The sequence below is a fragment of the Ruegeria sp. N4 genome, assembly GCF_056531425.1.
Genome location: NZ_JBQFLT010000001.1, coordinates 666,900 through 689,821, shown reverse-complemented (window position 1 = coordinate 689,821; position 22,922 = coordinate 666,900). Strand labels below are relative to the sequence as shown.

At 60.2% G+C, this 22,922-nt stretch carries 26 protein-coding genes, 1 tRNA gene and 1 pseudogene; 11 read left to right on the top strand and 17 right to left on the bottom strand.

Annotated features, from left to right (window positions below; translation table 11 throughout):
- Window positions 1-3: 3 nt before the first annotated feature.
- The 8 genes from ACR0LW_RS03410 to ACR0LW_RS03375 all read right to left on the bottom strand — a co-directional run bounded on the left by ACR0LW_RS03410 (window position 4) and on the right by ACR0LW_RS03375 (window position 5,323).
- Window positions 4-1,083 (bottom strand): 2'-deoxycytidine 5'-triphosphate deaminase, encoded by a 1,080-nt coding sequence (locus ACR0LW_RS03410; protein WP_480580814.1) that lies wholly within the window; start codon window positions 1,081-1,083, stop codon window positions 4-6.
- A gap of 61 nt (window positions 1,084-1,144) precedes the next feature.
- Window positions 1,145-1,221, bottom strand: a tRNA-Pro gene (locus ACR0LW_RS03405).
- A gap of 62 nt (window positions 1,222-1,283) precedes the next feature.
- Window positions 1,284-1,850: a MerR family transcriptional regulator gene (locus ACR0LW_RS03400; protein WP_170519169.1), complete on the bottom strand. Its 567-nt coding sequence runs from the start codon at window positions 1,848-1,850 to the stop codon at window positions 1,284-1,286.
- An 18-nt stretch (window positions 1,851-1,868) separates the two neighbouring features.
- Window positions 1,869-2,171, bottom strand: coding sequence for an integration host factor subunit alpha (gene ihfA / locus ACR0LW_RS03395; protein ID WP_008755922.1), 303 nt, complete (start codon window positions 2,169-2,171; stop codon window positions 1,869-1,871).
- A gap of 97 nt (window positions 2,172-2,268) precedes the next feature.
- The gene (locus ACR0LW_RS03390) at window positions 2,269-3,240 is read right to left on the bottom strand and encodes a beta-ketoacyl-ACP synthase III (protein WP_170621946.1); all 972 of its coding nucleotides are present in this window, start codon (window positions 3,238-3,240) and stop codon (window positions 2,269-2,271) included.
- Between the two features lie 21 nt (window positions 3,241-3,261).
- The gene (gene plsX / locus ACR0LW_RS03385) at window positions 3,262-4,350 is read right to left on the bottom strand and encodes a phosphate acyltransferase PlsX (RefSeq protein ID WP_170450078.1); all 1,089 of its coding nucleotides are present in this window, start codon (window positions 4,348-4,350) and stop codon (window positions 3,262-3,264) included.
- Between the two features lie 24 nt (window positions 4,351-4,374).
- Entirely contained in the window at window positions 4,375-4,581 is a 207-nt protein-coding gene (gene rpmF, locus ACR0LW_RS03380; RefSeq protein ID WP_008756996.1) for a 50S ribosomal protein L32, read from the bottom strand.
- 205 nt (window positions 4,582-4,786) lie between these two features.
- Window positions 4,787-5,323, bottom strand: coding sequence for a YceD family protein (locus ACR0LW_RS03375; protein ID WP_480881570.1), 537 nt, complete (start codon window positions 5,321-5,323; stop codon window positions 4,787-4,789).
- A gap of 85 nt (window positions 5,324-5,408) precedes the next feature.
- On the opposite strand from ACR0LW_RS03375, the gene ACR0LW_RS03370 reads away from it, so the two are divergent.
- The 3 genes from ACR0LW_RS03370 to ACR0LW_RS03360 all read left to right on the top strand — a co-directional run bounded on the left by ACR0LW_RS03370 (window position 5,409) and on the right by ACR0LW_RS03360 (window position 8,602).
- Window positions 5,409-5,885: an outer membrane protein assembly factor BamE gene (locus ACR0LW_RS03370; protein ID WP_480881569.1), complete on the top strand. Its 477-nt coding sequence runs from the start codon at window positions 5,409-5,411 to the stop codon at window positions 5,883-5,885.
- 100 nt (window positions 5,886-5,985) lie between these two features.
- Window positions 5,986-6,726: a GNAT family N-acetyltransferase gene (locus tag ACR0LW_RS03365; RefSeq protein ID WP_480881568.1), complete on the top strand. Its 741-nt coding sequence runs from the start codon at window positions 5,986-5,988 to the stop codon at window positions 6,724-6,726.
- Between the two features lie 67 nt (window positions 6,727-6,793).
- Complete coding sequence (locus tag ACR0LW_RS03360; RefSeq protein ID WP_480881567.1) at window positions 6,794-8,602, top strand: ABC-F family ATP-binding cassette domain-containing protein; 1,809 nt, start codon at window positions 6,794-6,796, stop codon at window positions 8,600-8,602.
- A gap of 89 nt (window positions 8,603-8,691) precedes the next feature.
- Here ACR0LW_RS03360 and ACR0LW_RS03355 read toward each other — a convergent pair whose 3' ends face one another.
- Window positions 8,692-8,979, bottom strand: a complete 288-nt coding sequence (locus tag ACR0LW_RS03355) for a putative quinol monooxygenase (protein WP_480881566.1) — start codon at window positions 8,977-8,979, stop codon at window positions 8,692-8,694.
- A gap of 124 nt (window positions 8,980-9,103) precedes the next feature.
- Here ACR0LW_RS03355 and ACR0LW_RS03350 point away from each other — a divergent pair, with 124 nt between their 5' ends.
- Window positions 9,104-9,442 carry a winged helix-turn-helix transcriptional regulator gene (locus ACR0LW_RS03350; protein WP_170450088.1) on the top strand — a complete coding sequence of 113 codons (339 nt, stop codon included), beginning with the start codon at window positions 9,104-9,106 and terminating at the stop codon, window positions 9,440-9,442.
- Here the strand turns inward: ACR0LW_RS03350 and ACR0LW_RS03345 are convergent.
- Window positions 9,423-9,977 (bottom strand): sugar O-acetyltransferase, encoded by a 555-nt coding sequence (locus tag ACR0LW_RS03345; RefSeq protein ID WP_480580828.1) that lies wholly within the window; start codon window positions 9,975-9,977, stop codon window positions 9,423-9,425. The genes ACR0LW_RS03350 and ACR0LW_RS03345 overlap by 20 nt on opposite strands.
- A 9-nt stretch (window positions 9,978-9,986) precedes the next feature.
- Complete coding sequence (locus ACR0LW_RS03340; protein ID WP_480881565.1) at window positions 9,987-10,742, bottom strand: SDR family NAD(P)-dependent oxidoreductase; 756 nt, start codon at window positions 10,740-10,742, stop codon at window positions 9,987-9,989.
- A 282-nt stretch (window positions 10,743-11,024) separates the two neighbouring features.
- Here ACR0LW_RS03340 and ACR0LW_RS03335 point away from each other — a divergent pair, with 282 nt between their 5' ends.
- A complete protein-coding gene (locus ACR0LW_RS03335; protein WP_480881564.1) occupies window positions 11,025-11,849 on the top strand; it encodes a hypothetical protein in 825 nt (274 codons plus the stop codon).
- 109 nt (window positions 11,850-11,958) lie between these two features.
- Here ACR0LW_RS03335 and ACR0LW_RS03330 read toward each other — a convergent pair whose 3' ends face one another.
- From ACR0LW_RS03330 to ACR0LW_RS03320, 3 genes are all read right to left on the bottom strand, one after another.
- Window positions 11,959-12,723 carry a hypothetical protein gene (locus ACR0LW_RS03330; RefSeq protein ID WP_170519142.1) on the bottom strand — a complete coding sequence of 255 codons (765 nt, stop codon included), beginning with the start codon at window positions 12,721-12,723 and terminating at the stop codon, window positions 11,959-11,961.
- A gap of 119 nt (window positions 12,724-12,842) precedes the next feature.
- Window positions 12,843-14,096 carry a tyrosine--tRNA ligase gene (gene tyrS, locus ACR0LW_RS03325; protein ID WP_480881563.1) on the bottom strand — a complete coding sequence of 418 codons (1,254 nt, stop codon included), beginning with the start codon at window positions 14,094-14,096 and terminating at the stop codon, window positions 12,843-12,845.
- 87 nt (window positions 14,097-14,183) lie between these two features.
- Window positions 14,184-15,476, bottom strand: a complete 1,293-nt coding sequence (locus ACR0LW_RS03320) for an MFS transporter (protein ID WP_480881562.1) — start codon at window positions 15,474-15,476, stop codon at window positions 14,184-14,186.
- Between the two features lie 252 nt (window positions 15,477-15,728).
- On the opposite strand from ACR0LW_RS03320, the gene ACR0LW_RS03315 reads away from it, so the two are divergent.
- The 3 genes from ACR0LW_RS03315 to ACR0LW_RS03305 all read left to right on the top strand — a co-directional run bounded on the left by ACR0LW_RS03315 (window position 15,729) and on the right by ACR0LW_RS03305 (window position 17,645).
- On the top strand, window positions 15,729-16,802 hold the full coding sequence (locus ACR0LW_RS03315; protein ID WP_480881751.1) for an anhydro-N-acetylmuramic acid kinase: 1,074 nt from the start codon (window positions 15,729-15,731) through the stop codon (window positions 16,800-16,802).
- An 80-nt stretch (window positions 16,803-16,882) separates the two neighbouring features.
- Window positions 16,883-17,173 carry a hypothetical protein gene (locus ACR0LW_RS03310; protein ID WP_480881561.1) on the top strand — a complete coding sequence of 97 codons (291 nt, stop codon included), beginning with the start codon at window positions 16,883-16,885 and terminating at the stop codon, window positions 17,171-17,173.
- 10 nt (window positions 17,174-17,183) lie between these two features.
- Window positions 17,184-17,645: a phage holin family protein gene (locus ACR0LW_RS03305; RefSeq protein WP_480881560.1), complete on the top strand. Its 462-nt coding sequence runs from the start codon at window positions 17,184-17,186 to the stop codon at window positions 17,643-17,645.
- Window positions 17,646-17,712: 67 nt separating this feature from the next.
- Here the strand turns inward: ACR0LW_RS03305 and ACR0LW_RS03300 are convergent.
- Both ACR0LW_RS03300 and ACR0LW_RS03295 read right to left on the bottom strand, forming a co-directional pair.
- A pseudogene (locus ACR0LW_RS03300) lies at window positions 17,713-18,441 on the bottom strand (fatty acid desaturase).
- Between the two features lie 165 nt (window positions 18,442-18,606).
- Window positions 18,607-19,026 (bottom strand): cupin domain-containing protein, encoded by a 420-nt coding sequence (locus ACR0LW_RS03295; protein WP_480580844.1) that lies wholly within the window; start codon window positions 19,024-19,026, stop codon window positions 18,607-18,609.
- An 85-nt stretch (window positions 19,027-19,111) separates the two neighbouring features.
- On the opposite strand from ACR0LW_RS03295, the gene ACR0LW_RS03290 reads away from it, so the two are divergent.
- Window positions 19,112-20,530: a protein adenylyltransferase SelO gene (locus ACR0LW_RS03290; RefSeq protein ID WP_480881559.1), complete on the top strand. Its 1,419-nt coding sequence runs from the start codon at window positions 19,112-19,114 to the stop codon at window positions 20,528-20,530.
- Here ACR0LW_RS03290 and ACR0LW_RS03285 read toward each other — a convergent pair.
- Window positions 20,506-21,423 (bottom strand): adenylate/guanylate cyclase domain-containing protein, encoded by a 918-nt coding sequence (locus ACR0LW_RS03285; protein ID WP_170450110.1) that lies wholly within the window; start codon window positions 21,421-21,423, stop codon window positions 20,506-20,508. The genes ACR0LW_RS03290 and ACR0LW_RS03285 overlap by 25 nt on opposite strands.
- A gap of 188 nt (window positions 21,424-21,611) precedes the next feature.
- Between ACR0LW_RS03285 and ACR0LW_RS03280 the strand changes: the two genes are divergently transcribed.
- Together ACR0LW_RS03280 and ACR0LW_RS03275 are read left to right on the top strand one after the other, a co-directional pair.
- Window positions 21,612-22,334, top strand: a complete 723-nt coding sequence (locus ACR0LW_RS03280) for an endonuclease/exonuclease/phosphatase family protein (protein WP_480580848.1) — start codon at window positions 21,612-21,614, stop codon at window positions 22,332-22,334.
- An 84-nt stretch (window positions 22,335-22,418) separates the two neighbouring features.
- Window positions 22,419-22,832 carry a Fur family transcriptional regulator gene (locus ACR0LW_RS03275; protein ID WP_170450112.1) on the top strand — a complete coding sequence of 138 codons (414 nt, stop codon included), beginning with the start codon at window positions 22,419-22,421 and terminating at the stop codon, window positions 22,830-22,832.
- Window positions 22,833-22,922 lie beyond the last annotated feature (90 nt).

The window sequence follows — 22,922 nt, the reverse complement described above, 5'->3', positions numbered from 1 at the left end:
GAACTACCCTACGGCCTTGAAATGTTTGGACAGTTTCAGGCCCTGACCCTGATAGTTCGACGCAATGCCCGCACCGTATAGCTGCGTAGGCATCTCGGCCATTTTCTCATAAACCAACCGCCCGACGACCTGCCCGTGCTCCAGCACAAACGGGGCCTCGTGGCAGCGTACCTCCAGCACTCCGCGCGACCCGGCACCGCCTGCGGCGGCATGGCCGAATCCGGGGTCGAAGAAGCCCGCGTAATGCACGCGAAACTCGCCGACCATGGCCAGATAGGGGGCCATTTCGGCGGCATACATGGGCGGGATATGCACCGCCTCGCGGCTGACCAGAATGTAGAACGCGCCGGGGTCGAGGATGATGCGACCGTCCGTGGTGCGCACCTCTTCCCAATATTCCTGCGGGTCATATTCGCCGATCCGGTCCAGATCGATCACCCCGGTGTGGGGTTTTGCGCGGTACCCCACCAGATCGCTGTCGGGCAGTTGCAGATCGACCGAGAACCCCAGCCCGTCCTGAATCACCGCAGGCCCATCGACCAAAGGCGATTCCCCGTGCAGCGTCATCAGTTCCGCGTCGGTCAAAGCGGCCTGTCCCTGACGGAACCGGATCTGGTTCAGACGCATCCCTGGACGGACAAGCACCGAGAATGATCGCGGGCAAATCTCGGCGTATAGCGGTCCGGCATAGCCTGCGGGGACGCGGTCAAACTCGGTTCCGCCATCGGTGATGGTGCGGGTCAACAGATCAAGACGCCCGGTCGAGCTTTTGGCATTTGCCACGGCCGTGATGCTGTCGGGCAGGGCCAGCGATTCCATCAGCGGCACCAGATAGACGCAGCCCTTTTCCAGAACGGCCCCGTCGGTGATGTCGATGCGGTGCATCTCGAACTCGGCCAGCCGGTCGGCGACTGAGCGCCCTTCGCCCGCCAGGAACGAAGCGCGTACCCGGTAAGCCACTGTTCCCAAACGCAGATCAAGGCTGGCCGGTTGCACCTGTGCAGGGATGACATCCGGGCTGGCGGTGATCTCACCGCGTGCGATCATCGCTTCGATCTGTTGGTTTGGACATACACCTGTCATTCCGATCCCCCCTGATGCCAGAGCGGGATCTGGCCAATCTGCCATAAACGTCGGTGTGATTTGGTCGGGCTAGCAGGACTCGAACCTGCGACCTTCCGTCCCCCAGACGGACGCGCTACCAGGCTGCGCCATAGCCCGACGTTGAGGTGTTCATAAAGAATTTCCCGGCAGGGGCAAGAGGAAAACACTGCCTTTTTGTCCTATCCCGCCGCTTGGGTTTCGACCCGATCCAGCCATTTGCGCAGGTCTTTCGCCAGTGGCGCGATTCGGCCCAGAAGTTCCTCATCAAACTCGGACCGGTTCCAGGCCAGTGAGGCGATTCCCCCCATCAGCGGGGCTGCGTCCAGTTCGGGTTCCTGCGCGGGTGCATCGTCTGGCTGCGCCGCCTGCGGTTCGCCCAAATCCATATGAATCTGTTTCGACGCAGGGGCAGGGGCGGAAGTGAAGGGCACGACAGTATCATCACCGGCGCTTTCAGACGCTGCAACATCGTCCAGCTCTGGCGACAGCGACGCGACATGCGCGATGCCCTGTTCGCGCAGAATGCGCTGCACGCCTTTGATGGTTATGCCATCTTCATGCAGCAGTTTTTTGATACCGCCCAGCAGGCGCATATCATTGGGGCGGTAGTACCGCCGTCCTCCGGCCCGTTTGACAGGTTTGACCTGGGTAAACCGGCTTTCCCAAAACCGCAGAACATGGGCCTGAACACCGAGCCAGTCCGCAACCTCAGAGATTGTGCGAAACGCGTCGGGAGATTTGCTCATGTCCGTGCGGCCCTCGGGTTACTTGCGATTCCCGGCAGCGACGCGATCTTTCATCAGATGCGACGGGCGGAAGGTCAGCACGCGGCGCGGCTGAATCGGAACCTCTTCGCCGGTTTTGGGGTTGCGACCGATACGGGCGGTTTTGTCGCGAACGCTGAACGTACCAAAAGACGAGATTTTCACCTGCTCGCCGCGCACCAAAGCGTCAGACATGTGGTTCAGAACGCTTTCGACCAGCTGCGCGCTTTCGTTTCGTGAAAGGCCCACCTCACGAAAGACGGCCTCGCTCAGATCCATTCGGGTCAGTGTTTTGTCGCCCATACCTTTTTCCCCTGTTGATATCAAAGCATAGGGTCCACGCAAATTCGCTGTCAATATCAATGAATTGCAGGCGGGTGTGTAAGCTGGAATGCGCTTGTTACCAGCGCAGGACAACCGCGCCCCAGGCCAAGCCGCCGCCGATGGCTTCGGTCACCAACAGATCGCCGGGCTTGATTTGCCCGCGCTGTTTGCCCACCGACAGGGCCAGCGGGATCGAGGCGGCCGAGGTGTTTCCGTGGTCCTGCACGGTTACGACCACGTTTTCCATCGGCAGGCCCATTTTCTTGGCGGTGCCTTGAATGATGCGGATATTGGCCTGATGCGGCACGATCCAGTCGACATCCTCGTTGGACAGGCCAGCGCTCGACAGGGCGGTTTCGGCCGTTTTGGTCAGCTTTTCAACAGCGTGACGGAAGACCTGATTGCCTTGCATGCGCAGATAGCCGGTGGATTGCGTCGATACGCCACCATCCACGTACAGCAACTCCCGATAGCGCCCGTCCGAATTCAGATCGGTTGCCAGAATGCCCCGGTCATCTGAGGTGCCGTGGCCTTCCTGATGCTCAAGCACCAATGCCCCAGCGCCATCGCCAAACAGCACGCAGGTCGAGCGGTCGGTCCAGTCCATGATTCGCGAAAACGTCTCGGCCCCGATGACCAGAACGCGTTTGGCCTGACCCGACAGAATCAGCGCGTTGGCGTTGCTGAGGGCAAAGACAAACCCGGCGCAAACGGCTTGTACGTCAAAGGCAAACCCCTTGGTCATGCCCAGCCGCGCCTGAACCATCGTCGCGGCGGAAGGGAAGGTCAGGTCAGCGGTCGAGGTGGCCAGGACGATGGCGTCGATATCGTCCGCCTCAAGCCCGGCATCCGCAAGGGCCGCCTGGGCGGCGTTGGTGGCCAGATCCGAAGTGGTCTCGCCCTCGGCTGCAAAATGGCGACGTTCGATCCCGGACCGGGTCCGGATCCATTCATCGGTGGTGTCGAGTGTCTTTTCGAACTCGGAATTCGGAACAACGCGTTCTGGCAAATAATGCCCGACACCTACAACAACTGAGCGGCCTGCCATGCTGGGGTACTGCCTTTTTTGTTATTTTTCCGTCTGCGGCGCAGATTGCGCGGCATCTTGTGCAAGCTGGGCCGTCGATGCAACCCGTGCCGCCAATTTTTCGGCAAAACCCGACTCGGCCAAAGTGAAGGCCAGTTTGACCGCCGCTGACACTCCGGTCGGGTCAGCGCCGCCATGGGATTTGACCACCGTGCCGTTCAGCCCAAGGAACACACCGCCATTTACACGTCGCGGGTCGATCCGCTTTTTCAAACGGTTCAGCGAGGTGATGGCAAGGATCGAGGCCAGCCGGGACAGTGGCGTGTATTTGAACGCCTGCCGCAGCAGGTCGCCAATCAGGCTGGCGGTGCCTTCCCCGGTCTTGATCGCGACGTTGCCGGTAAACCCATCGGTTACAATGACATCTGCCTTGTCGCCCGGAATGTCGCTGCCTTCGACAAAACCCACGAAATCGAAATTCGCAGGCTCGGCGAAATCGGCGATCATGGCATGCGCCTCTTTCAACTCGGCGCGGCCCTTGTGTTCTTCGGTGCCCACATTCAGCAGCCCGATCCGGGGACGGTGCAGGGCCATGCCGTTACGGGCATAAGATGCGCCCATCAGGGCGTATTGCAGCAGATCCTTGGCGTCGGCGCGCACATCCGCACCGACATCCAGCATCACGTTGAACCCCTGCGGGTTGCGCGAAGGCCACAGAATCGCAATCGCCGGGCGGTTCACACCGGGCAGTTTGCGCAGGCGCATCATCGACAAAGCCATCAGCGCGCCGGTATTGCCGCAGGACACCGCGCCATGCGCCTCGCCCTGACGGACGGCCTCAAGCGTGGACCACATCGAGGTCTGCTTGCCGCTGCGCACAACCTGGCTGGGCTTGTCTTCCATCGTGACCACGTCGGGGCAATCACGAAAAGCGACGCGCCCATCAAGGACGCGCCGTTTTGCCACGAGCTTGCGCAGCATGTCTTCCGGACCGTGCAGAAGAAACCCGATATTGGGGTTCTTTTTGGCCGATTCCGCGAGGCCTGCAACAACAACTGCGGGACCTTCGTCCCCCCCCATAGCGTCAACCGAGATGGTGATCCGTTCGGCGTGCGTGGGTTGTTCAGTCATGCCTTGGCCTGCGCTCAATCAGGCTTAGGCTGCGTCTTCGTCCAGGTCGATTTCGTCGGCCTGCGCGACGACTTCGCGATCGTCATAGTGGCCGCAGGATGCGCAAACGTGGTGCGGGCGCTTCAGCTCGCCACAGTTCGGGCATTCGTTCGGGTTTGCAGCAACCAGAGCGTCGTGTGCGCGGCGGTTGTTGCGACGCGACTTGGAAACTTTGTTCTGTTGGACGGCCATGGTCTCAACCTTTGTCTACTGAGGGTCAGCAGATTCGCCGCCGACCGTGGTTTCATATTTCGTTTATCGTGGTTTGACGCGCGTTTAGGGGACCAGCCCCGAAATGTCCAACCCAAAATCCGATGAGCGCGCGAAAATACTGCGATTCTCGTCATGTTCAAGTGATTTTTCTGACCGCCTGCTATGACAGGAAATCAGACCTCTGTCACTCGTCTTTTTTCAGGGCATCGCGCAATTCCGCCAGCCCTGCGAAGGGTTTGACATCCTCATCCGTAATCGCCTGTTTGCCCGGTTCGGTATAGTCGGCCTGACCCAGTTCGGCCCCGTCCTTGCGTGGGTATTGGGGCAGGGCCAGCGAAAGCGCCTCGACCATCACGGCGGCTGGGTCGATCTCAGCGCCCAATGGCTCGGTCTCGTCATCTTCGGGGATTTCGAACTCGGGCTCGTCAGGGTCGGTCCAATCGGCCACAAATAGGCGCGAAACTGGGATGTCGATCCGGGTGGTCACGGGTTCAAGCGTTACCACACAGGGCTGAATCACAGTCGCCCCCAGTTTGCCGGACAGCGCCCAGTCGCGTTTTCCTGCTGCGCGCAGATCCCCGACAAAGCTGAGCTTGCGCAGGCCGAGCAGGCCCAGATCCCGGCCAATAGCCTCCAACACGTCCTTTCCCGGGCGCAATTCGAACGGGGTTGGGGCGTTTTGTGGCAGGTCGGCCACCCGCAATGCAGTAACGTCGCTCATTCGTGAGCCTTTCTATGTGTTGAACCGTGGCAGCGGTTTCTGTAATCGGATAGAAGCCGCAAGAGGCCAAGGCAAGAGGGTGCGTATGTTGATGATTGGAAACAGGTCGAAATCGGCGATGCGTTCGCTTGCGTTAGTGGCCTGTCTGGCTGTGATCACCGCCTGCACTCCGATCTTCAGGAATCACGGCTATGTGCCTCCGGCCGAGGATCTGGCCGAGATCAAGGTGGGCACGGATACACGCGAAAGCGTTGCCGAGGCGGTTGGCGCGCCCGGTGCCTCGGGCGTGGTGCGCGATTCCGGCTATTACTATGTCCGGTCCCGAATCCGCCATTTTGGCCCCAAACGGCCCGAGGTCGTTTCGCGCGAGGTGGTTGCCATCAGCTTCGATCAGCGCGGTGTGGTCAGCAATGTCGAACGCTTTGGCCTGGAGGACGGGGTCGTCATCCCGCTGGAACGCCGCGTGACCGAATCCAGTGTCGAGAACACCGGCTTCCTGCGTCAGCTGCTGGGCAATATCGGCAACTTCAACCCGGCCAACATTCCGGGCGCGTCGAACTAAGTCACGGGATCGTCTTGTGAGGTTCACAGGAAGGTCACATGTCTTATGATATCGGGGCGGTAACTTGGATCTCCGGTCAGCAACCTCGGAGGATGCGACCATGGCAACAGCCGTTTTGTTGAACAAAGGGCGCTATCGGGCCCGGTTGGCGCAGTCTGAACGGGACGTGGCGGCGGCGCAGGCGCTACGGACGCTGGCCTTTGCGACGGAAAAAACCGACGCGGACGCGTTTGACGCGGTATGTTCCCATGTGCTGGTCGAGAATATGCAGGCCGGTGGGCAGCTTGTGTGCAGTTTCCGGATGTTGACAATGGGGAGCGGGTCCGAGATCGCGCACAGCTATTCGGCGCAGTTCTATGACCTGTCCAGTCTGGAAGGGTTCGGCGGGCGTATGGTCGAGATGGGCCGTTTCTGCATTCACCCCGATTGGACCGACCCGGACATTCTGCGCGTGGCCTGGGGGGCGATGACCGCGTTTGTCGACCAAAACCGGATCGAGATGTTGTTTGGCTGCTCGTCCTTCGCCGGGATCGAGACCGAGCAATACCTGGATTCCTTTGCCATGCTCAAACACCGCCATCTGGCGCCGAAACGGTGGTTGCCACGCGTCAAGGCGCCGGATGTTTTCCGTTTCGCCGCGCGCCTGCGGCGCAGGCCGGATGCGAAACAGGCAATGCTGCGGATGCCGCCTTTGCTGCGGACATACCTGCTGATGGGCGGCTGGGTCAGCGATCATGCGGTGGTGGACCGGCATATGAACACTCTGCACGTGTTCACAGGGCTCGAGATTGGGGCGATTCCCCCGGCACGGAAACGTTTGCTGCGAGCGGTGGCCGGGTGAATCCGTATTTTTGACGAGAAGAAGCAGGGGCGTTGACGCGCCAGCCCAGCCGGTTTAGCTGGCGGGCATGGCGAGAATTCCTTTGTTGCAGATGTCCGGCATTTCCCTGACCTTCGGGGGCGATCCGGTATTTTCCGAGCTTGATCTGGTGGTTCAGCCGGGCGACCGCGTGGCCCTTGTGGGGCGGAACGGGTCGGGTAAATCCACGCTGATGAAAGTGATGGCGGGTCTGGTCGAGGCCGATCAGGGCGAGATCGTCGTGCCGCCGGGCAAGTCGGTCGGGTATATGGAGCAGGACCCCGGAATGAAGGGGTTTGCCACGCTGGGCGACTATGCCGCCAGCGGGTTGGAACCCGGAGAGCTGTACAAGGTCGAGCGTGCGGGGGAGGGGCTGAAATTCGACCCCACGCGCCCCGTTGAAACTGCCTCGGGCGGCGAGCGGCGGCGGGCGGCCTTGGCCAAGCTGATGGCCGAAGCGCCGGACCTGATGCTACTGGACGAGCCGACCAACCATCTGGATATCGAAGCCATCGCGTGGCTTGAGCGCGAGTTGGGGGCGACGCGGGCCGCTTTTGTGCTGATCTCGCATGACCGCGCCTTTTTGCGGGCGTTGACACGGGCGACGCTGTGGATTGATCGCGGTGCGGTGCGGCGGCAAGAGCAGGGATTTGATGCGTTCGAGGCCTGGCGCGACAAGGTTTGGGAAGAGGAAGATCAGCAACGCCGCAAGCTGAACCGCCTGATCAAGTCCGAGGCGAAATGGGCCGTCGAAGGCATCAGCGCCCGGCGCAAGCGCAATCAGGGCCGGGTGCGGGCGTTGCAGGCGCTGCGGGCCGAGAAGGCGGCGCAGATCAAACGTCAGGGCTCGGCCGCGATGACGCTGGAGGCCGGGCCGAAATCGGGCCGCAAGGTGATCGAAGCCAAAGGGCTGGCCAAGGGATTCGGCGACACCCAGATCGTGCGGAATTTCGACCTGCTGGTGCAGCGTGGGGATCGCGTGGCTTTTGTCGGACCCAATGGGGTGGGCAAGACCACGTTGTTGAAGATGCTCTTGGGGCAAGTGGAGCCGGATTCCGGCGCGGTCGCTTTGGGCACCAATCTGGAGATTGCGGTGTTCGACCAGACCCGCGCTCAGCTGGATCCGGAGATGACCCTGTGGGACAGCCTGACCGGCGACCCCGAAATGCGGGTGTCAGGCAAGGCCGATCAGGTCATGGTGGGTGGGCAGCCCAAGCATGTGGTGGGTTATCTCAAGGAATTTCTGTTCGACGACGCGCAGGCGCGGGCCGCCGTCAAATCCCTGTCGGGTGGCGAAAAGGCGCGGTTGCTGCTGGCCAAGCTGATGGCGAAATCGTCAAACCTGCTGGTGCTGGACGAACCGACCAACGATCTGGATGTAGAAACGCTGGACCTGTTGCAGGAATTGCTGGACGACTACGATGGCACCGTCCTGCTGGTCAGCCACGACCGGGATTTTCTGGACCGGGTCGCCACAACGACCATCGCGATGGAAGGTAATGGGCGCGCCACGGTCTATGCCGGGGGCTGGTCGGACTATATCGCTCAGCGCGGAGAGATTGCTGGGAAAAAGGAAGAAAAACCAAAGCCCTCCAAGCCGAAGGTCAAGCAGGAGGCGAAGCCGAAATCGGGCCTGTCCTTCTCGGAAAAACACCGGTTGGAGAAACTGCCCGCCGAGATCGCGCGCCTTGAGGCCGAGATCGGTAAGCTGGAAGAGTTGATGTCTGACCCCGACCTGTTCACGCGTGAGCCGGTCAAGTTCCAGAAGGCGTCTGAGGCGCTGGTTGAACGGCAGGAAAAGCTGTCGGCAGCTGAGGAAGAGTGGCTGATGCTGGAAGAGAAGGCCGAGGCCGGGTAAACGCAAATTTCTTTACGCCCCAAGGCCACATTAAATAAGTTACGCAAAACCGGAGCCTGGCGACTGCTCCGGTTTTGCCGTGGATGGGATCAACCGATCCGTGTCATTTCGTTCAGCATAAACTCGGCGACGGCCCCTTCGGTGGCTTTCACATAAGCTGCGAGATGAGGCGCGTTCATATGCGTTTGCCACAGGTCACGGCTTTCCCAATTCTCATAAAACGCAAAAACACCGGGATTGGTTGTGTCCACATGCAGGTCGTATTGAATGCATCCGTCTTCGGCACGGGTGATTGGGATCAGCTTTTCAAGCTCGGCGCGGACAAGGTCTTCCTTACCCGGATGGGCCGTGATTTGAGCGAGAATGGTCAGGGCCATAATGTCTCCTTACAGGGTTCAGTTGCGATGACCCGGGATATGTGACACGCATACAAAACACGCAAGTACGCACTATTTATGCAGGTAGGTACCTTTTGTATACTGTCAAAGGCAGGAGGCGGCGGTGGATCGATTTGAAAGATATGACTGCAGTGCAGGCTGCCCGGTTGAGGCCGGGTTGGAGCAGATATCGGGAAAATGGAAAGGGCTGGTAATCTATCATCTTCTTGGCGGCACCATGCGCTTTAACGCCTTGTCCCGTGCGCTGGGTACGGTGACCCAGCGCAGCCTGACCAAGCAATTGCGCGAGCTTGAGGCAGATGGAATCGTGCATCGAAAGGTATTTGCCGAGGTGCCGCCCCGAGTGGAGTACAGCCTGACTGAAAAGGGGCAAGCGCTGCGCCCTGTGATCGCGGCTTTGGCGGATTGGGGGCAGAACAGGGTTATCGGAGGGGGTGAATAGGCCGGGCGGGGTTGCCGACCACGGTTTCTTTGGCCGCGACATCTTTGGTGACGACACTGCCAGCGCCGATGGTTGCGTTGTCGCCGATGGTGATACCGGGCATCAGAATGGCACCGCCGCCGACCCAGACATTCCGCCCGATGGTCACGGGCAGGGCGATTTCCAGACCCTGGGCGCGCTCGGTTGGGTCTTTGGCGTGCTGAGCGCAATAGATCTGAACATGGGGGCCGAACATCGTGTCGTCACCGATCCGGACCGGCGCTGTGTCCAGAATCACGCATCCGGCGTTGAAATAGACCCGGTGTCCAAGGTGGATGTTCATCCCGTAAGCACAGTGAAACGGTGCTTCGAGATAACACTCGGACCCAAGGTCCGAGAACAGCGCCTGCAATTCAGGGGCCAGCGCGCCGCGATCGTCCGGCGGGCAAGCGTTGTGCGCGTGAACTGCGCGGCGGGCTTGCGCCCGCAACGCGTCCAACTCGGGGTCCAGGCAGCAATACCACTGCCCGGCCTGCATCTTTTCACGCTCGGTCATTCGACAGACCTAGCGCATACGCAGCGCTCCGTCGATGCGGATGACTTCGCCGTTCAGATAGCCCATCTCGACAATGAAACCGGCAAGGCGGGCGTATTCGTTGGGATCCCCCAGGCGGGCGGGGTTCGGAACGTCAGCAGCCAGTTGCTGTTGCACCTCTTCGGGCAGGCCCGCCAGCATCGGCGTCATGAAAATGCCCGGAGCGATGGCCATCACGCGGATACCGGTCGAGGCCAGATCGCGCGCCATGGGTAAGGTCATACCCACCACGCCGCCTTTTGACGCCGCATAGGCCGCCTGGCCCTTTTGGCCGTCGAATGCGGCAATTGAAGCGGTGTTGATGATCACGCCGCGCGCGCCATCCGGCTCGGGTTCGTTTTTGGCCATTTCAACGGCTGCCAGTCGCGACACGTTGAAAGTGCCGACCAGATTGATGTCGATGGTGCGCTGAAAGGCGTCCAGCGGGTGCGGGCCATCGCGGCCCACGGTTTTGATCCCGTAGGCGATCCCGGCACAGTTCACCGTGGCGGTGATCCGACCCATTTTGCTTGCTGCGGTGGCAACAGCAGCCGCGACCGAGCTTTCGTCGGTGACATCGGTTTGTGCAAAATGGCCGCCGATCTCATTGGCAACTTGCGCGCCGCGGTCTTCATCCCGGTCCAGAATCGTGACTTGCGCACCGTGTTGCGCGAAATGGCGGGCGGTGGCCTCGCCAAGACCCGACGCGCCTCCGGTGACGAGTGCGGCTGTGTTCGACAGGTTCATGCGGATGCCTCCCAGATTTATGAAGGTATGTTCAATAAGCGGCTTGGGTCGGGTGTGTCCAGATGTTTGGCCAAAGACCAAGCGTCATTTGCATCCGACGTGGGTGACGCTAGGTTAACAAATCTTCAGCCAGCGTTCATCCGGACCTCACGAGACGTCTCCATCTCGTGATCGAATAGCCTGACATGGTCAGGTGTTTCTATGTCAGGAGGTACCGACATGTTAACGAGTACGAAGTACAAATTGGGTGCGCTTGCGATTGCACCATTTGTTGGAGTTTTGATGGCCAGCAGCGCCGCGGCCGCGCCCGAGGTTTGCGATTGGCGAACAGCGCGGACGGCGGCGAATAGCGGCGATTATGCTGCGCTGTGTGACTGCACGCAGGTCACGCCAAGCTTTCTGAAGCAGCTACAGCGGCGCGCGGATTTCGAGACCACGTTGCAGAACACCGGCGCGATGTGCCCCGGTTTGGCGGCATTGCTGACGGATCTGCCGACGGCGTCGATTTCGGACGCAGGCAGCACACGGGGCGAAGACCGCAGTTCGGATCGGGTCGCACAAGGCCCGACGGGTGGTGGAAACGATGGCGGCAATACCGGCGGCGGAGGCCAAAGCCCGGGTAATGGTGGCGGCAACGGCGGAAACGACGGCCCTGGCGACGGCGGAGGTGACAACCCCGGCAACGGTGGTGGTGACGGTCCCGCCGACGGTGGCGGCGATAACCCCGGCAATGGTGGTGGTGACAACCCCGGCAATGGCGGCGGTGACAACCCTGGAAACGGTGGTGGTGACAACCCCGGCAATGGTGGCGGTGAAGGCCCCGGCAAAGGCGGTGGTAAAGGTGGCGGCAAGGGCGGCGACGGCAAAGGTGGCGGCAAAGGCGGCGACGGTAAAGGTGGCGGCAAGGGCGGCGGCAAAGGCGGCGACGGCCCCGGAAACGGCAACGGGAATGCAGGCAACCCCGGTAACGGCGGCGGTAACAACAACGGTTCCGGACCAGGTACCGGCAATAACGGCAACAACAATGGCCAGGGCAACGGTTCCGGACACGGCAAAGGCGGCGATGGAAAAGGTGGCGGCAAAGGCGGCGGCAAAGGCAAAAAGTGACCCGGCACGCTTGAACAATCATCGGCCACTTTCGGGTGGCCGAGTTTTTGTTGGCGCCAGATCACCCCTAACGCCCGGTCATCGTCAATTCACAAAAAAGACCAGTCGATCAAAGATCCAGCGAAAAGTTGGGCGGCTTGATCTTTGTGGCGACTGGCATTTTTTTGGCGACAGACGGCGGCAGTGCTGATTTAGCAATGCGTTCGCTTGTTTTTCCTTTCCGAAAGAAACTATCGAACCTCCAGTTGGCATCGATCGACTTTGGAAGCCCCCGCAACATCCGCTTTGTCTCTTCGGTCGCTTGCCCATTCCACCAGGGCTTCTTGTTACCCACACATTTCGCATAGAATTTTATGCGAACACAGTATCCGGATTGTTGCTCTTCCTTTTTGATGGCCTCCAGCAGTTTGATCAGCTTTGCTTCAAAACTGTTTCGATAGATCGCATTTGCGCTGGCTGACATTGGCGTCAGGTTCTGGTTCGTGCCCGGCCCGCCAAGGCTCTGACTCAGGATATGACCTTTTTTGAACGTCTGTGCCTGAAACTCGGAGTAGTCCGCAAGCATACGGATTTCGGACAAAGCCAACAGGTCGAGTATCTTGTCAACTGATGAGGCGCTGGCCAGCGCTGCCAGCGTTGACTTCTTCGAAAGCGCTTTTTGCACTTCCTTAACATCAATCAGGTCTTTGACATCCCATCGAGAATTGAAGCGTTCGACAATTGTGCATTGCCCGGCCTTGGGTGGGCTTCCTTTTTGCGACAGGCTATCTGTTGTTAGCGTACAGGAGACCTCATTCGCCCCGACCGAAAATTTTTCCCCTTCAAAGGTAATGTCGTTTCTTTTTGAAAACTTGAACGTATTTTTTAGCACCATGACACAACAATCTGCGAAACCAATAACTCGAACAGGTTAGCACAGAATGCGTCACGGCAAAGAAGCCGAGTTCACAGAAGGCCCCCGAGCACGACCTTACGCGCTCAGGGTCAGTCGGTTCAGCCCAGTTGAACCAGCGCGTGCCGTTTCTTGCCCGCGCTTAGTTTGATGGGTGAGGACAAGGCACCCGCATCGATCATTAGCCCCGCATCTGTCAGCGGCGCGTCGTCCAATTTGGCGCCGTTTTCGGCAATCAGGCGCTTGGCCTCTTTGCCGGATTTGGCCAGACCGGATTTGACGATCAACTGCACAATGGACATGCCGTCGCCCAGCTCAGCGGCGCTGAGGGTCAGGGTCGGCAGGTCGTCGCCAACGCCGCCTTTTTCGAACACCTCGCGCGCAGTGACTTCGGCGGTTGCTGCAGCCTGGGCACCGTGGGCAAGCGTGGTCACTTCGTTGGCGAGGCGGATTTTGGCCTCGTTGATCTCGGACCCTTGCAGCGCGCCCAGCCGATCACACTCATCCACCGGCATTTCGGTGTAGAGCTTTAGGAACCGCCCCACGTCCGCGTCGGTGGTGTTGCGCCAGAACTGCCAGAACTCATAGGGCGAGCGCATGTCGGCGTTCAGCCAGACCGCACCGTCCTGGGATTTGCCCATTTTCTTGCCGTCGCTGGTGGTCAGCAGGGGCGAGGTCAGGCCGTAAATCTCGTGATCCAGCACCCGGCGGGTCAGGTCGATGCCGTTGACGATGTTGCCCCACTGGTCCGAGCCACCCATTTGCAGAACACAGCCATAACGGCGGTTCAGTTCAAGGAAGTCATAGGCCTGCAGGATCATGTAGTTGAATTCGAGGAAGCTGAGCGACTGCTCGCGATCCAACCGCGATTTCACCGATTCAAAGCTCAGCATCCGGTTGACCGAGAAATGCCGCCCGATATCGCGCAGGAAATCAAGGTAGTTCAGGCCATCCAGCCACTCGGCATTGTTCAGCATCAGCGCCTTGTTCTCGGCGTCGCTGTCATAGTCGATATAGGCGGAGAATACCTTTTTGATGCCCGCGATGTTCTCATTGATCTGCTCGGGCCCCAGCAGGGGGCGTTCGTCCGCACGAAACGACGGGTCGCCCACCTTGGTGGTGCCGCCGCCCATCAGAGTGATCGGCTGGTGGCCGGTCTTCTGGAACCAGCGCAGCATCATGATCTGGATCAGGCTGCCCACATGCAACGACTTGGCCGTTGCATCAAAGCCGATATAAGCCGGTTTGCACCCACTGATCAGCGCCTCATCAAGGCCCTGATAATCGGTGCAGTCGGCAAGAAAGCCGCGCTCGATCATCGTGGCGATGAAATCCGATTTGGGGTGGTAGGTCATATCGTGCCCTCGGGGTTACTATTGCGGGGCACTGTATAGGCGGCAGGATGGGTAAGGGAAAGGCACCATTTTGCAAGAATTGGCGGCCTAGTGTGCGGCAGTCTCAGCACCGGTTCCGGTGGCAGGCAATCGAAAGGCATAGAGCATCGCGACCACGTTCAAAATGGCCAGCGCGATGATCGGCGTCACCGGGTCGTGCAGATGCGCCACGGCACCCAGAACGGCGGCAAAGGCGATGCCGACCAGACCGGCTGTCACATCGCCCAGGGCGACCAGATAGGACCGCTCTTGTTCCTGCGTCATCTCGATCACGTAGAGGTAGCGCCCATAGATCACTCCGTTGCCGCCAAGGGACAGAAGCAGGATGACCGCGGCATAGATCCACACATTGCTGGCGTGGCCGGTCATGGTGAACACCAGCGCCATGATTGCCGATAGCGCCGAGGTCATGCAGCCCAGCCACATCACATGCTTTACCGACACCCGACCGCTGAGCCACCCCCACAGAATGGATCCGATCACGATCCCTGCGCTGGCACCGATCACAAAATAGCTGAGCGAATGTTCGGTGCCGATATGGTAGGTGGCCGCGTGAATTGTGTAAAACGGCATCGCCAGCTCGACCGAGATGAACAGAACACGGGCCAACAGGAACTTGCGATACCATGGGTAGGCCATCCCGGTCCTGAAGCCTTTTGCAAGTTCGGCCAGGGGTTTCGGTTTCTCGACGCGTTTCGGTGGGCGCTTGATCTCTTCCTCGAACAGTCGCACCCCGGCAAAGCTGATCCCGGCGGCGAACATGGCAACCACGCCGCACCACATCACCACGATATGCCGCTGCATCGGCTGATCCGAAGCCAGCAGATCCTTGGTTACCCAAACCACGATGATGGCCAGCAAACCGGATATGGTCGCCTGCGCAAACACCATCCGGTTGCGTTTGGACTCGGGGACTGAGGTGCCGTATATCTGGCTGGTGCCAAGGCTGTTGATGCCCTGACACAGGCCCATGATGATCGCGGTCAGCAGGAACAGCAAAACCACCATCACCTGTGTCAGGTTGGTGGCGAACAGGGCGACAACGGCCAGAATGGCCCCCGTCAGGATGTTGGGCACATAGACGGCAAGCTTTGCGCGCGTCACGTGGTTGACGAAAGGCGAGACGAAGATTTCCGCAATCAACCGCGCCCCTGTCACGAAAGGCAGCAGCAGGCCCGCCACAAAGGTTGGTGCCCCAAGGGCCAGGTACAGGAACGGCAGCACCAGACGCGGGTTCACCAATTGCCCGCCAATCGTAGCCAGCGCGCCGGACCAGAAGATCAACTGGTAGTTCCGGCTCTCAACTGCTTTTGCGTCTTTTGGCGTTTGCGCCTCAGTCATTCCCGCCCCGTTATTCGAAGATGCCCTGCAATGCTGGCGCAGAAGCAGGAATTGCGCAACGGGTTCGGTCGGGCCGAGTGTGGGCCTGCGGTCGCGCCTGCCCAAAAACGCGGCTTCTGTTTCTATTCGTCTTGCTTTGGCCCGGGAATGGCGGGCAGTGTCGAACCCGCAAGGGTAGAAAAAGAACGAGCAGGAGAATGACAGGTGCGCCCGGCCATTAAGACAAACAAGCCGATCCGAGCCCTTGGCACAATGTCCGGCACCTCGATGGATGGGGTGGACGCGGCGGTGGTGGAAACCGATGGACACCGCATCTATGGCTTCGGTGAAAGCGGATACCGCGCCTATTCCGAAGAAGAGCGTCAGATCCTGCGCGCGGCGCTAGGACATTGGCACGGGCCAGATGTCGATGCGGCGGCTGAACTGGTGACCATCGCCCATGCCGAAGCGTTGTCGGAGTTCGACAATATCGACCTGATCGGCGTGCACGGTCAGACCCTTGCGCATGAGCCACGTGGGCGTGGCACATTGCAGGTTGGCGATGGCAAAGGTCTGGCGCAGGCGCTGGGCGTGCCTGTGGTCTGGGATTTCCGCAGCGACGATGTCGCCATGGGGGGTGAGGGCGCGCCGTTGGCCCCGTTCTTTCACTTTGCCTGCGCCAAATGGATCGGGGCTGATGCGCCCCTGTGTTTCCTCAATCTTGGGGGGGTCGGCAACCTGACCTATGTGGACCCAAGCTTTGACGGGCCCGAACAACCCGGTGCCCTGCTGGCGTTTGACACCGGGCCGGCGAATGCGCCGGTGGATGATTTGATGCAGGCGCGTTTGGGTCAACCGATGGACCGGGATGGCGCGGTTGCGCGCGAGGGCACCGTTGAGATGGGCGCGCTGGAACTGTTTCTGGCCGAGCCGTTCTTTACCAAGATGCCACCGAAGTCTTTAGACCGGAACGATTTTGCCGAGATGATCGGGCTGGTTCAGGAACTCAGCGACGCGGATGCGGTGGCGACCCTGACGGGGATGTGCGCAGCAGGGGTTGCGCAGGGGATCGGGTATTGTCTGAAACCTCCGTCCCGCGTTCTGGTTACTGGTGGCGGGCGGCGCAACCCGGTGTTGATGGAGATGCTGCGGGTCTCGCTCGATTGCCCGGTCGAACCGGTCGAGGCCGTGGGTCTGGACGGTGACATGCTGGAAGCACAGGCATTTGCCTATCTCGCCGTACGTGTGGCGCGGGGTTTGCCGACCTCGTGCCCCGGCACAACCGGTGTTCAGGCGCTGGTGGGGGGCGGTGTCGTCAGCGCGGTCTCGATGAATCGGGCCGGGTGAGCCGGAACCGGAAAACAGTTCAAAAAAACAACTCATTGTGCGACGGTTGCGCGACACCCATGCAATGAGGGCCAGAGAGTATGGCAACCAAAGCCGAGCTTGAATCCGAGTTGGAAGCGTTACGCAGCCGCAATGCCGAGTTGGAGGCGAAGGGCGGGTCGGCTTCGCCCCCCGAATATCAGACCGAGCCCGTCAAAACCTCGGATGAGATTCGAAAGCTGCTGGAAGAGCACGGGATTGATCTGAGCAAAGCGCAGGCATTGGGAGAGGACGTGGTCGAGGAATTCGGCCGCCTGCAGAAGGATTATCCGATCACTGCCCTGCTGATTGCGTTTTCGCTGGGCTATGTGGTTGGGCGGGTACAGGGGTAGGAGCAACGTTATGAGCAGGCTGAGCAGAAATCTGGTCACGATCTACCGAACCGAACGCCTGATCGCGCGACGTCGTCTGGCCGTTATGCAGCAGCAGACCATTCTGATGGTCTTGGCCGGGATTGCCGCCATGTCGGCGCTGGTTCTGTTGAACGTCGCGCTGTTCTTTGCGCTTCGAAGCACGATGTCGCCTGCCGCCGCCGCTGGGCTGCTGTCCATTGGTAATTTTGTACTGGCCGGGCTGCTTGTGCTGATTGCACGGCGCAGCAATGCCGAAGATGAGGTCGCACCAGCCGTTGAGCTGCGTGATATGGCAATTGCGGATATCGAGGATGAGCTTGAGGATATGGCGACCGAGGCACGCGACGTGGTGCGTGCGGTCAAAGGCATTGGGGCGAATCCACTGGGGTCTCTGACGGCGGTTTTGGTGCCATTGATCAATATGCTGATCAAAAGCCGGGCTGAGAAATAGGGGGCGCTGCCCCCGTCGCGCAGGCGCGACTCCCCCGGGATATTTTTGGCCAGATGAAGAACGGATCCTAGGAGTTGAGCGTGCGGGCGTAATCTTTGGTGAAGCCTGAGTAGCCGTCGGATGTGGATTTCAGGTGGGTCCGGGTCCAGTCGTGGAATGCGGGTAGCTGGTGGAAGGGCACGTTCGGAAAGGCGTGATGCTCGGCGTGGTAAGGCATGTTCCAGGCCAGAAACCGTATGATCCGGTTGGTGAAGGTGGTGCGCGAATTTTCCAGCATATTGGCGACCGGTGGGCAGAGGCCGTGTTCGGCCAGAAGGTACAGGCGCAGCGCGGGCTGGGCGATCAGGACGGGGATGATCCAAAGCCAGAGCAGGAGCGGGGAGAAAAGCAGGCTGAACAGGCCCAGTGCTTAGAGCGTGAGCACAACGCGGGCTTCGGTTCGGATGGCTCGATGCTGCCGCGCGGGCAGGTAGGGGGCGTCGATCTGCCCGAAGGCGTTTTGAGCCAGCACTTTGCCCATGCCGGACCAGTAAGGTGCGCCGCTGAGGTAGAGTGCAAGACTGCGCCAACTGTCAGGGCGCGGTTTTCCGCCAAGTTCGGGGTCTTTGTCCGGGTGGTTGGTCCATTTGTGGTGGGCCAAATGGAAATACCTAAACCATGTGAAGGGTAGGGCAATTGGTACCGAGACCAAGTGACCAACCGCATCGTTGATCCACCCGGTTTTGAACGGTGTCTTGTGGGTGCATTCGTGGCTGAGGGTGAACAGAAAGACCAGCAGGACGCCTTGCGGGACCATAAGGACCGGCCAGAGCGGAATTTGCGTGGCGATACCGATGCTACAAACGGCCAAAAGCGCGAAATAGACCGCCAGATGTTTCAATCCTGCCGCGTCGGACCGGCGTTGCAGCTTGTCCTTGGTCTCGGCCGGAATTGAGGCGATGAGGGCGCGGTGGTCCATGGATTATGCCCTCGGAATGTCAAAACCGGGTGGGGCCAGATCGAAGCCATCGAACTCGAACCCCGGCGAGACGGTGCAACTGACCAGAGTGTAATCGCCGGTGCTGCGCGCGGCTTGCCAGTGGCCTTCGGGCACGATCAGTTGCGGGGCTCCTGCGTTCAGATCGGGGGTCAGAAGGTGATCGGTCGCAGGGCCCTGATCACTTTCGCTGAGCGACAGCACCAGTGGCGCGCCGGAGTGATAGAGCCATATCTCGGTCGCATCGACGCGGTGCCAATGGCTGCTCTCACCTTCTTGCAGCAGAAAGTAGATGCAGGTGCCCGTTGCGCGGCCCGCGTTGTCGGCGCGCCAGGTTTCCTTGAACCAGCCACCTTCCGGGTGGCGTTGCAGGTTCAGGTGGTCGATGATCTCTTGTGCGGTCATGGTATCCTCGGGGGTTTGAGGTGATTATGCACGGGTACAGGTGATCCGCTATGGCAATTGTCGGTTCAGGTCATATGTTTGGCGCATGACCCTGACGATCCCGTTCGACAATTCTTATGCCCGCCTGCCGGATACGTTTTTTGCGCGGCAGGCACCGGTTCCGGTAAGTGCCCCTCGGTTGATTGTGTTCAATACCGATTTGGCCCGGTTGCTGCAGATCTCACCCGGGGATGTGCAGGAAATGGCCGAGGCTTTTGCAGGCAACAGCCTGCCAGACGGGGCCGAGCCTTTGGCACAGCTTTATTCCGGGCATCAATTCGGCACCTACAACCCGCAACTGGGCGACGGGCGTGCGGTTTTACTGGGTGAGACCATCGGGGCCGATGGGGTGCGGCGGGATATTCAGTTGAAAGGCTCAGGTCCCACGCCGTTTTCCCGACGGGGTGACGGGCGCGCGTGGTTGGGGCCGGTATTGCGCGAATATGTCGTGTCCGAGGCGATGCACGCGCTGGGCGTGCCGACCACACGCGCGCTGGCCGCGGTCGAGACGGGCGAGCAGGTGTTTCGCGAAACCCCACTGCCGGGGGCGGTTCTGACACGCGTGGCGCGCAGCCATTTGCGCGTGGGGACGTTTCAGGTCTTCGCGGCGCGGGGGCAGTTCGACAGTTTGCGACGCCTGACGGAATACGCCATCGAGCGCCACTATCCCGAGGCCGATGGGCCGATGGGCTTGCTGCGCGCGGTGCGCGATGCGCAGGCGCGGCTGATTGCGCATTGGATGAGCGTCGGGTTCATCCATGGGGTGATGAACACCGACAATTGCTCGATTGCCGGGGAAACCATCGATTACGGGCCGTGTGCGTTCATGGACACCTATCACCCGAACACGGTGTTCAGTTCGATTGACCGGATGGGGCGCTATGCCTATTCCAACCAGCCTGACATAGCTGTGTGGAACCTTGCGCAACTGGCGACCGCTCTGATCCAGCAGATGGAAGATAAAGAGGCCGCGGTGGAAGAGGCGACCGAGATTGTCCATGCGATGCCCGAGCAGATTCAGGATCATTGGCTGACCCGCTTTCGCGCCAAGATCGGGATTTCAAGCGCCGAGGCCGGGGATCTGGAGTTGATTTCCGATCTGCTGAAACGCATGGCCGAGCAACAGGCGGATTTCACCAACACGTTCCGCGCGCTCAGCGGTCAGGCGGCGCGGGATCAATTCACCGACCCGCAGGCCTTTGACAGTTGGGCCGAGGGCTGGTCCGCGCGATTGCAGCGCGAGCCGGAGCCGCAAACGGTCATGAACGCGGCAAACCCCGCCTTCATTCCACGCAACCATCGGATCGAGCAGATGATCGAAGCGGCGGTGCAGGGGGATTACACTTTGTTCCAGCGTCTCGATACGGTGCTGTCACGGCCCTATGACGATCAGCCGGATGAGGCCGACCTGACGCGCCCACCGACGCAAGCCGAGGTGGTTCACGCCACGTTCTGCGGCACCTGATTGCGGCCCAGCAATTCGAACTGCAAACAGGTCTCGGACATTTCGATGGGCAGGGTCGGAGAAATCAGGCCGCTATCGGCCAGCATGACGGATTCGCGTTTCAGCTGGATTTCACGTCCCGACTCGGATTTCACATATGTGCCCGAAGTGCTGCGATCGGTCAGGATCAGTTTGCCCGCCTTCATTGCAAGCACGGCGTGAAGGCGCGAAATCCAGGGTTGCGACAGAACCACATGGCAATCCGGAGAGCGGCCGATATTGAACTCGCCATTGCCCAGACACCGCCAGACCCGGTCTTCATGGCGCAGGATCAGCGTCAGCCCTTCGCGCGGCTGCCAGTTTTCCTCGGACCGCCCAAAGTTCTGGGGCAGCCTTGTCTGCATGATCGAATCCGAGTCCGGATGGATCAGTGAATAAGCAGTCTGCGGCTCGTTAAGGCCCTTTAGGCTCAGCTGGCCCAAGGGGATCAGAGTTTGCCGCAATTCATTTGGCAGCAACACCGCAACGCCCTGACTGAAACAGGCCTCACCCGGATTGGCCGCTGTCGCAAACCGGGCGGTGACGTTGACGGCCTCGCCGTATATCCCGCGCTGGCCGATCACGATGGGGCCGCAATGCACACCGATATGTACGGACAGAGGCGTGTGGGTCGAAGGTTCAATCAGCTTGAGCGCGGCCTGGTACGCGGCGCTTGGGTCTTCGAAATAGCTGAGAACATCGTCGCCCTTCTGCCCAACCGGTACGCCGCCGAACTCCAGCAGAACCGAGCGAAGCCGGTCGATCTCAAGCTGGATCAGTCGCTGGGCCTCATCATCGCCTACAGCTTTGTAAAGCGGCGTGCTGCCCACGATATCGGCAATGATCATCGTGGCGAATGTGGATTCAACGTCCAATAGCGCGGTTCCTTTTTGCGGCAGTTTAACCCCGCAGAATTTTGTGTACACTGACTTAATCTAATAATCTTAGACCATTGAATATACGCCCCCGGTATTGCAAGTCGCAAGACGCGCAGAACACCACAAATACGGGTTAATCCCGGTCGTTTTGTGACAATCTCGGGGCGGGGCGCTTGTCGGGGGCAGTGAACATCAAAAACGACTTCCAAAAACCACCGACCCTGCGCCTTGCCAGCTACAACATTCAGAAATGTGTCGGGCTGGATTTTCGGCGTCAACCGCAGCGGATCATGCAGGTTCTGAACGGCATGCAGGCCGATATTGTCGTTCTGCAAGAGGCGGATAAGCGCTTGCCGCCGCGCCCGGCCGCTTTGCCGCATTTCATGCTGGATGAGGCCGGATGGCAGATCGTCGATCTGGGCGGGGCCGGCAGTCTGGGCTGGCATGGCAATGCTGTGATCTGGCGCGGGGATCAGATCTCGGTCCGTCAGACCGGCCACCACGACCTGCCGGGGTTTGAGCCGCGTGGCGCTGTACGGGTCGAGTTTGATACGCAGATCGGACCGCTGCGTGTGATGGGGATGCATCTGGGGCTGCTGCCCGCATCCAGGCGGCAACAGATCACGCATATCCGGCGCTTCGACGATGATCTGGACCAGATGCCCACTGTCTGGGCCGGGGATTTCAACGAATGGTCGCGCCAGCCTGTGCTGGACACATTGGCGCCCGAGATGCGGTTTCTGCCGCCTGTGGCCAGCTTTCCGGCGGCGCAACCGTTGGGCGCGTTGGATCGGATTGCGCTGGGGCAGGGGATCGAGGCGCTGAACCACGGTGCACATCTGGACCGGCCCGCCCATATCGCCTCGGACCATCTGCCGATCTGGGCCGATTTGCAGCGCGCCGGATGATCTGCGCCTTGGGCGTCGAATCCCTGTGGCGCTGGGCACGCAGACGGTTTAAGACAGCACCCCAAGTAACTTCTGAGGGGCAGCATGTCCGACACGATCATCGCGCGGTGCGAGGCCAAGGGCCTGCGCATGACTGGCCAGAGGCGCACCATTGCGCAGGTGCTTGAGCAGAGCGCAGACCACCCCGATGTCGAGGAACTGTATGCGCGCGCCTCGGCCATCGATGCGGGGATATCGATTGCCACGGTCTATCGCACGGTAAAGCTGTTTGAAGAGGCCGGGATACTCGACCGTCTGGAATTCGGCGATGGGCGCGCCCGCTACGAGGATGCCGAGCGTGACCACCACGACCATCTGATCGATATGCAGTCGGGTGAGGTGATCGAGTTTGTCGACCCCGAAATCGAGGCGCTGCAGGAAAAGATCGCCGCGAAACTGGGCTATAAGCTGAAAGGCCACCGGTTGGAACTGTACGGCGTTCCGCTGGACAAAGACTGACTCATCACCAATCGCGAAGGTCAGCCGCACGGGATATCATGTATTCCGGGCCGTTAAGGCTTGCCTGAACGGGCGTCTTACGATTTGGGT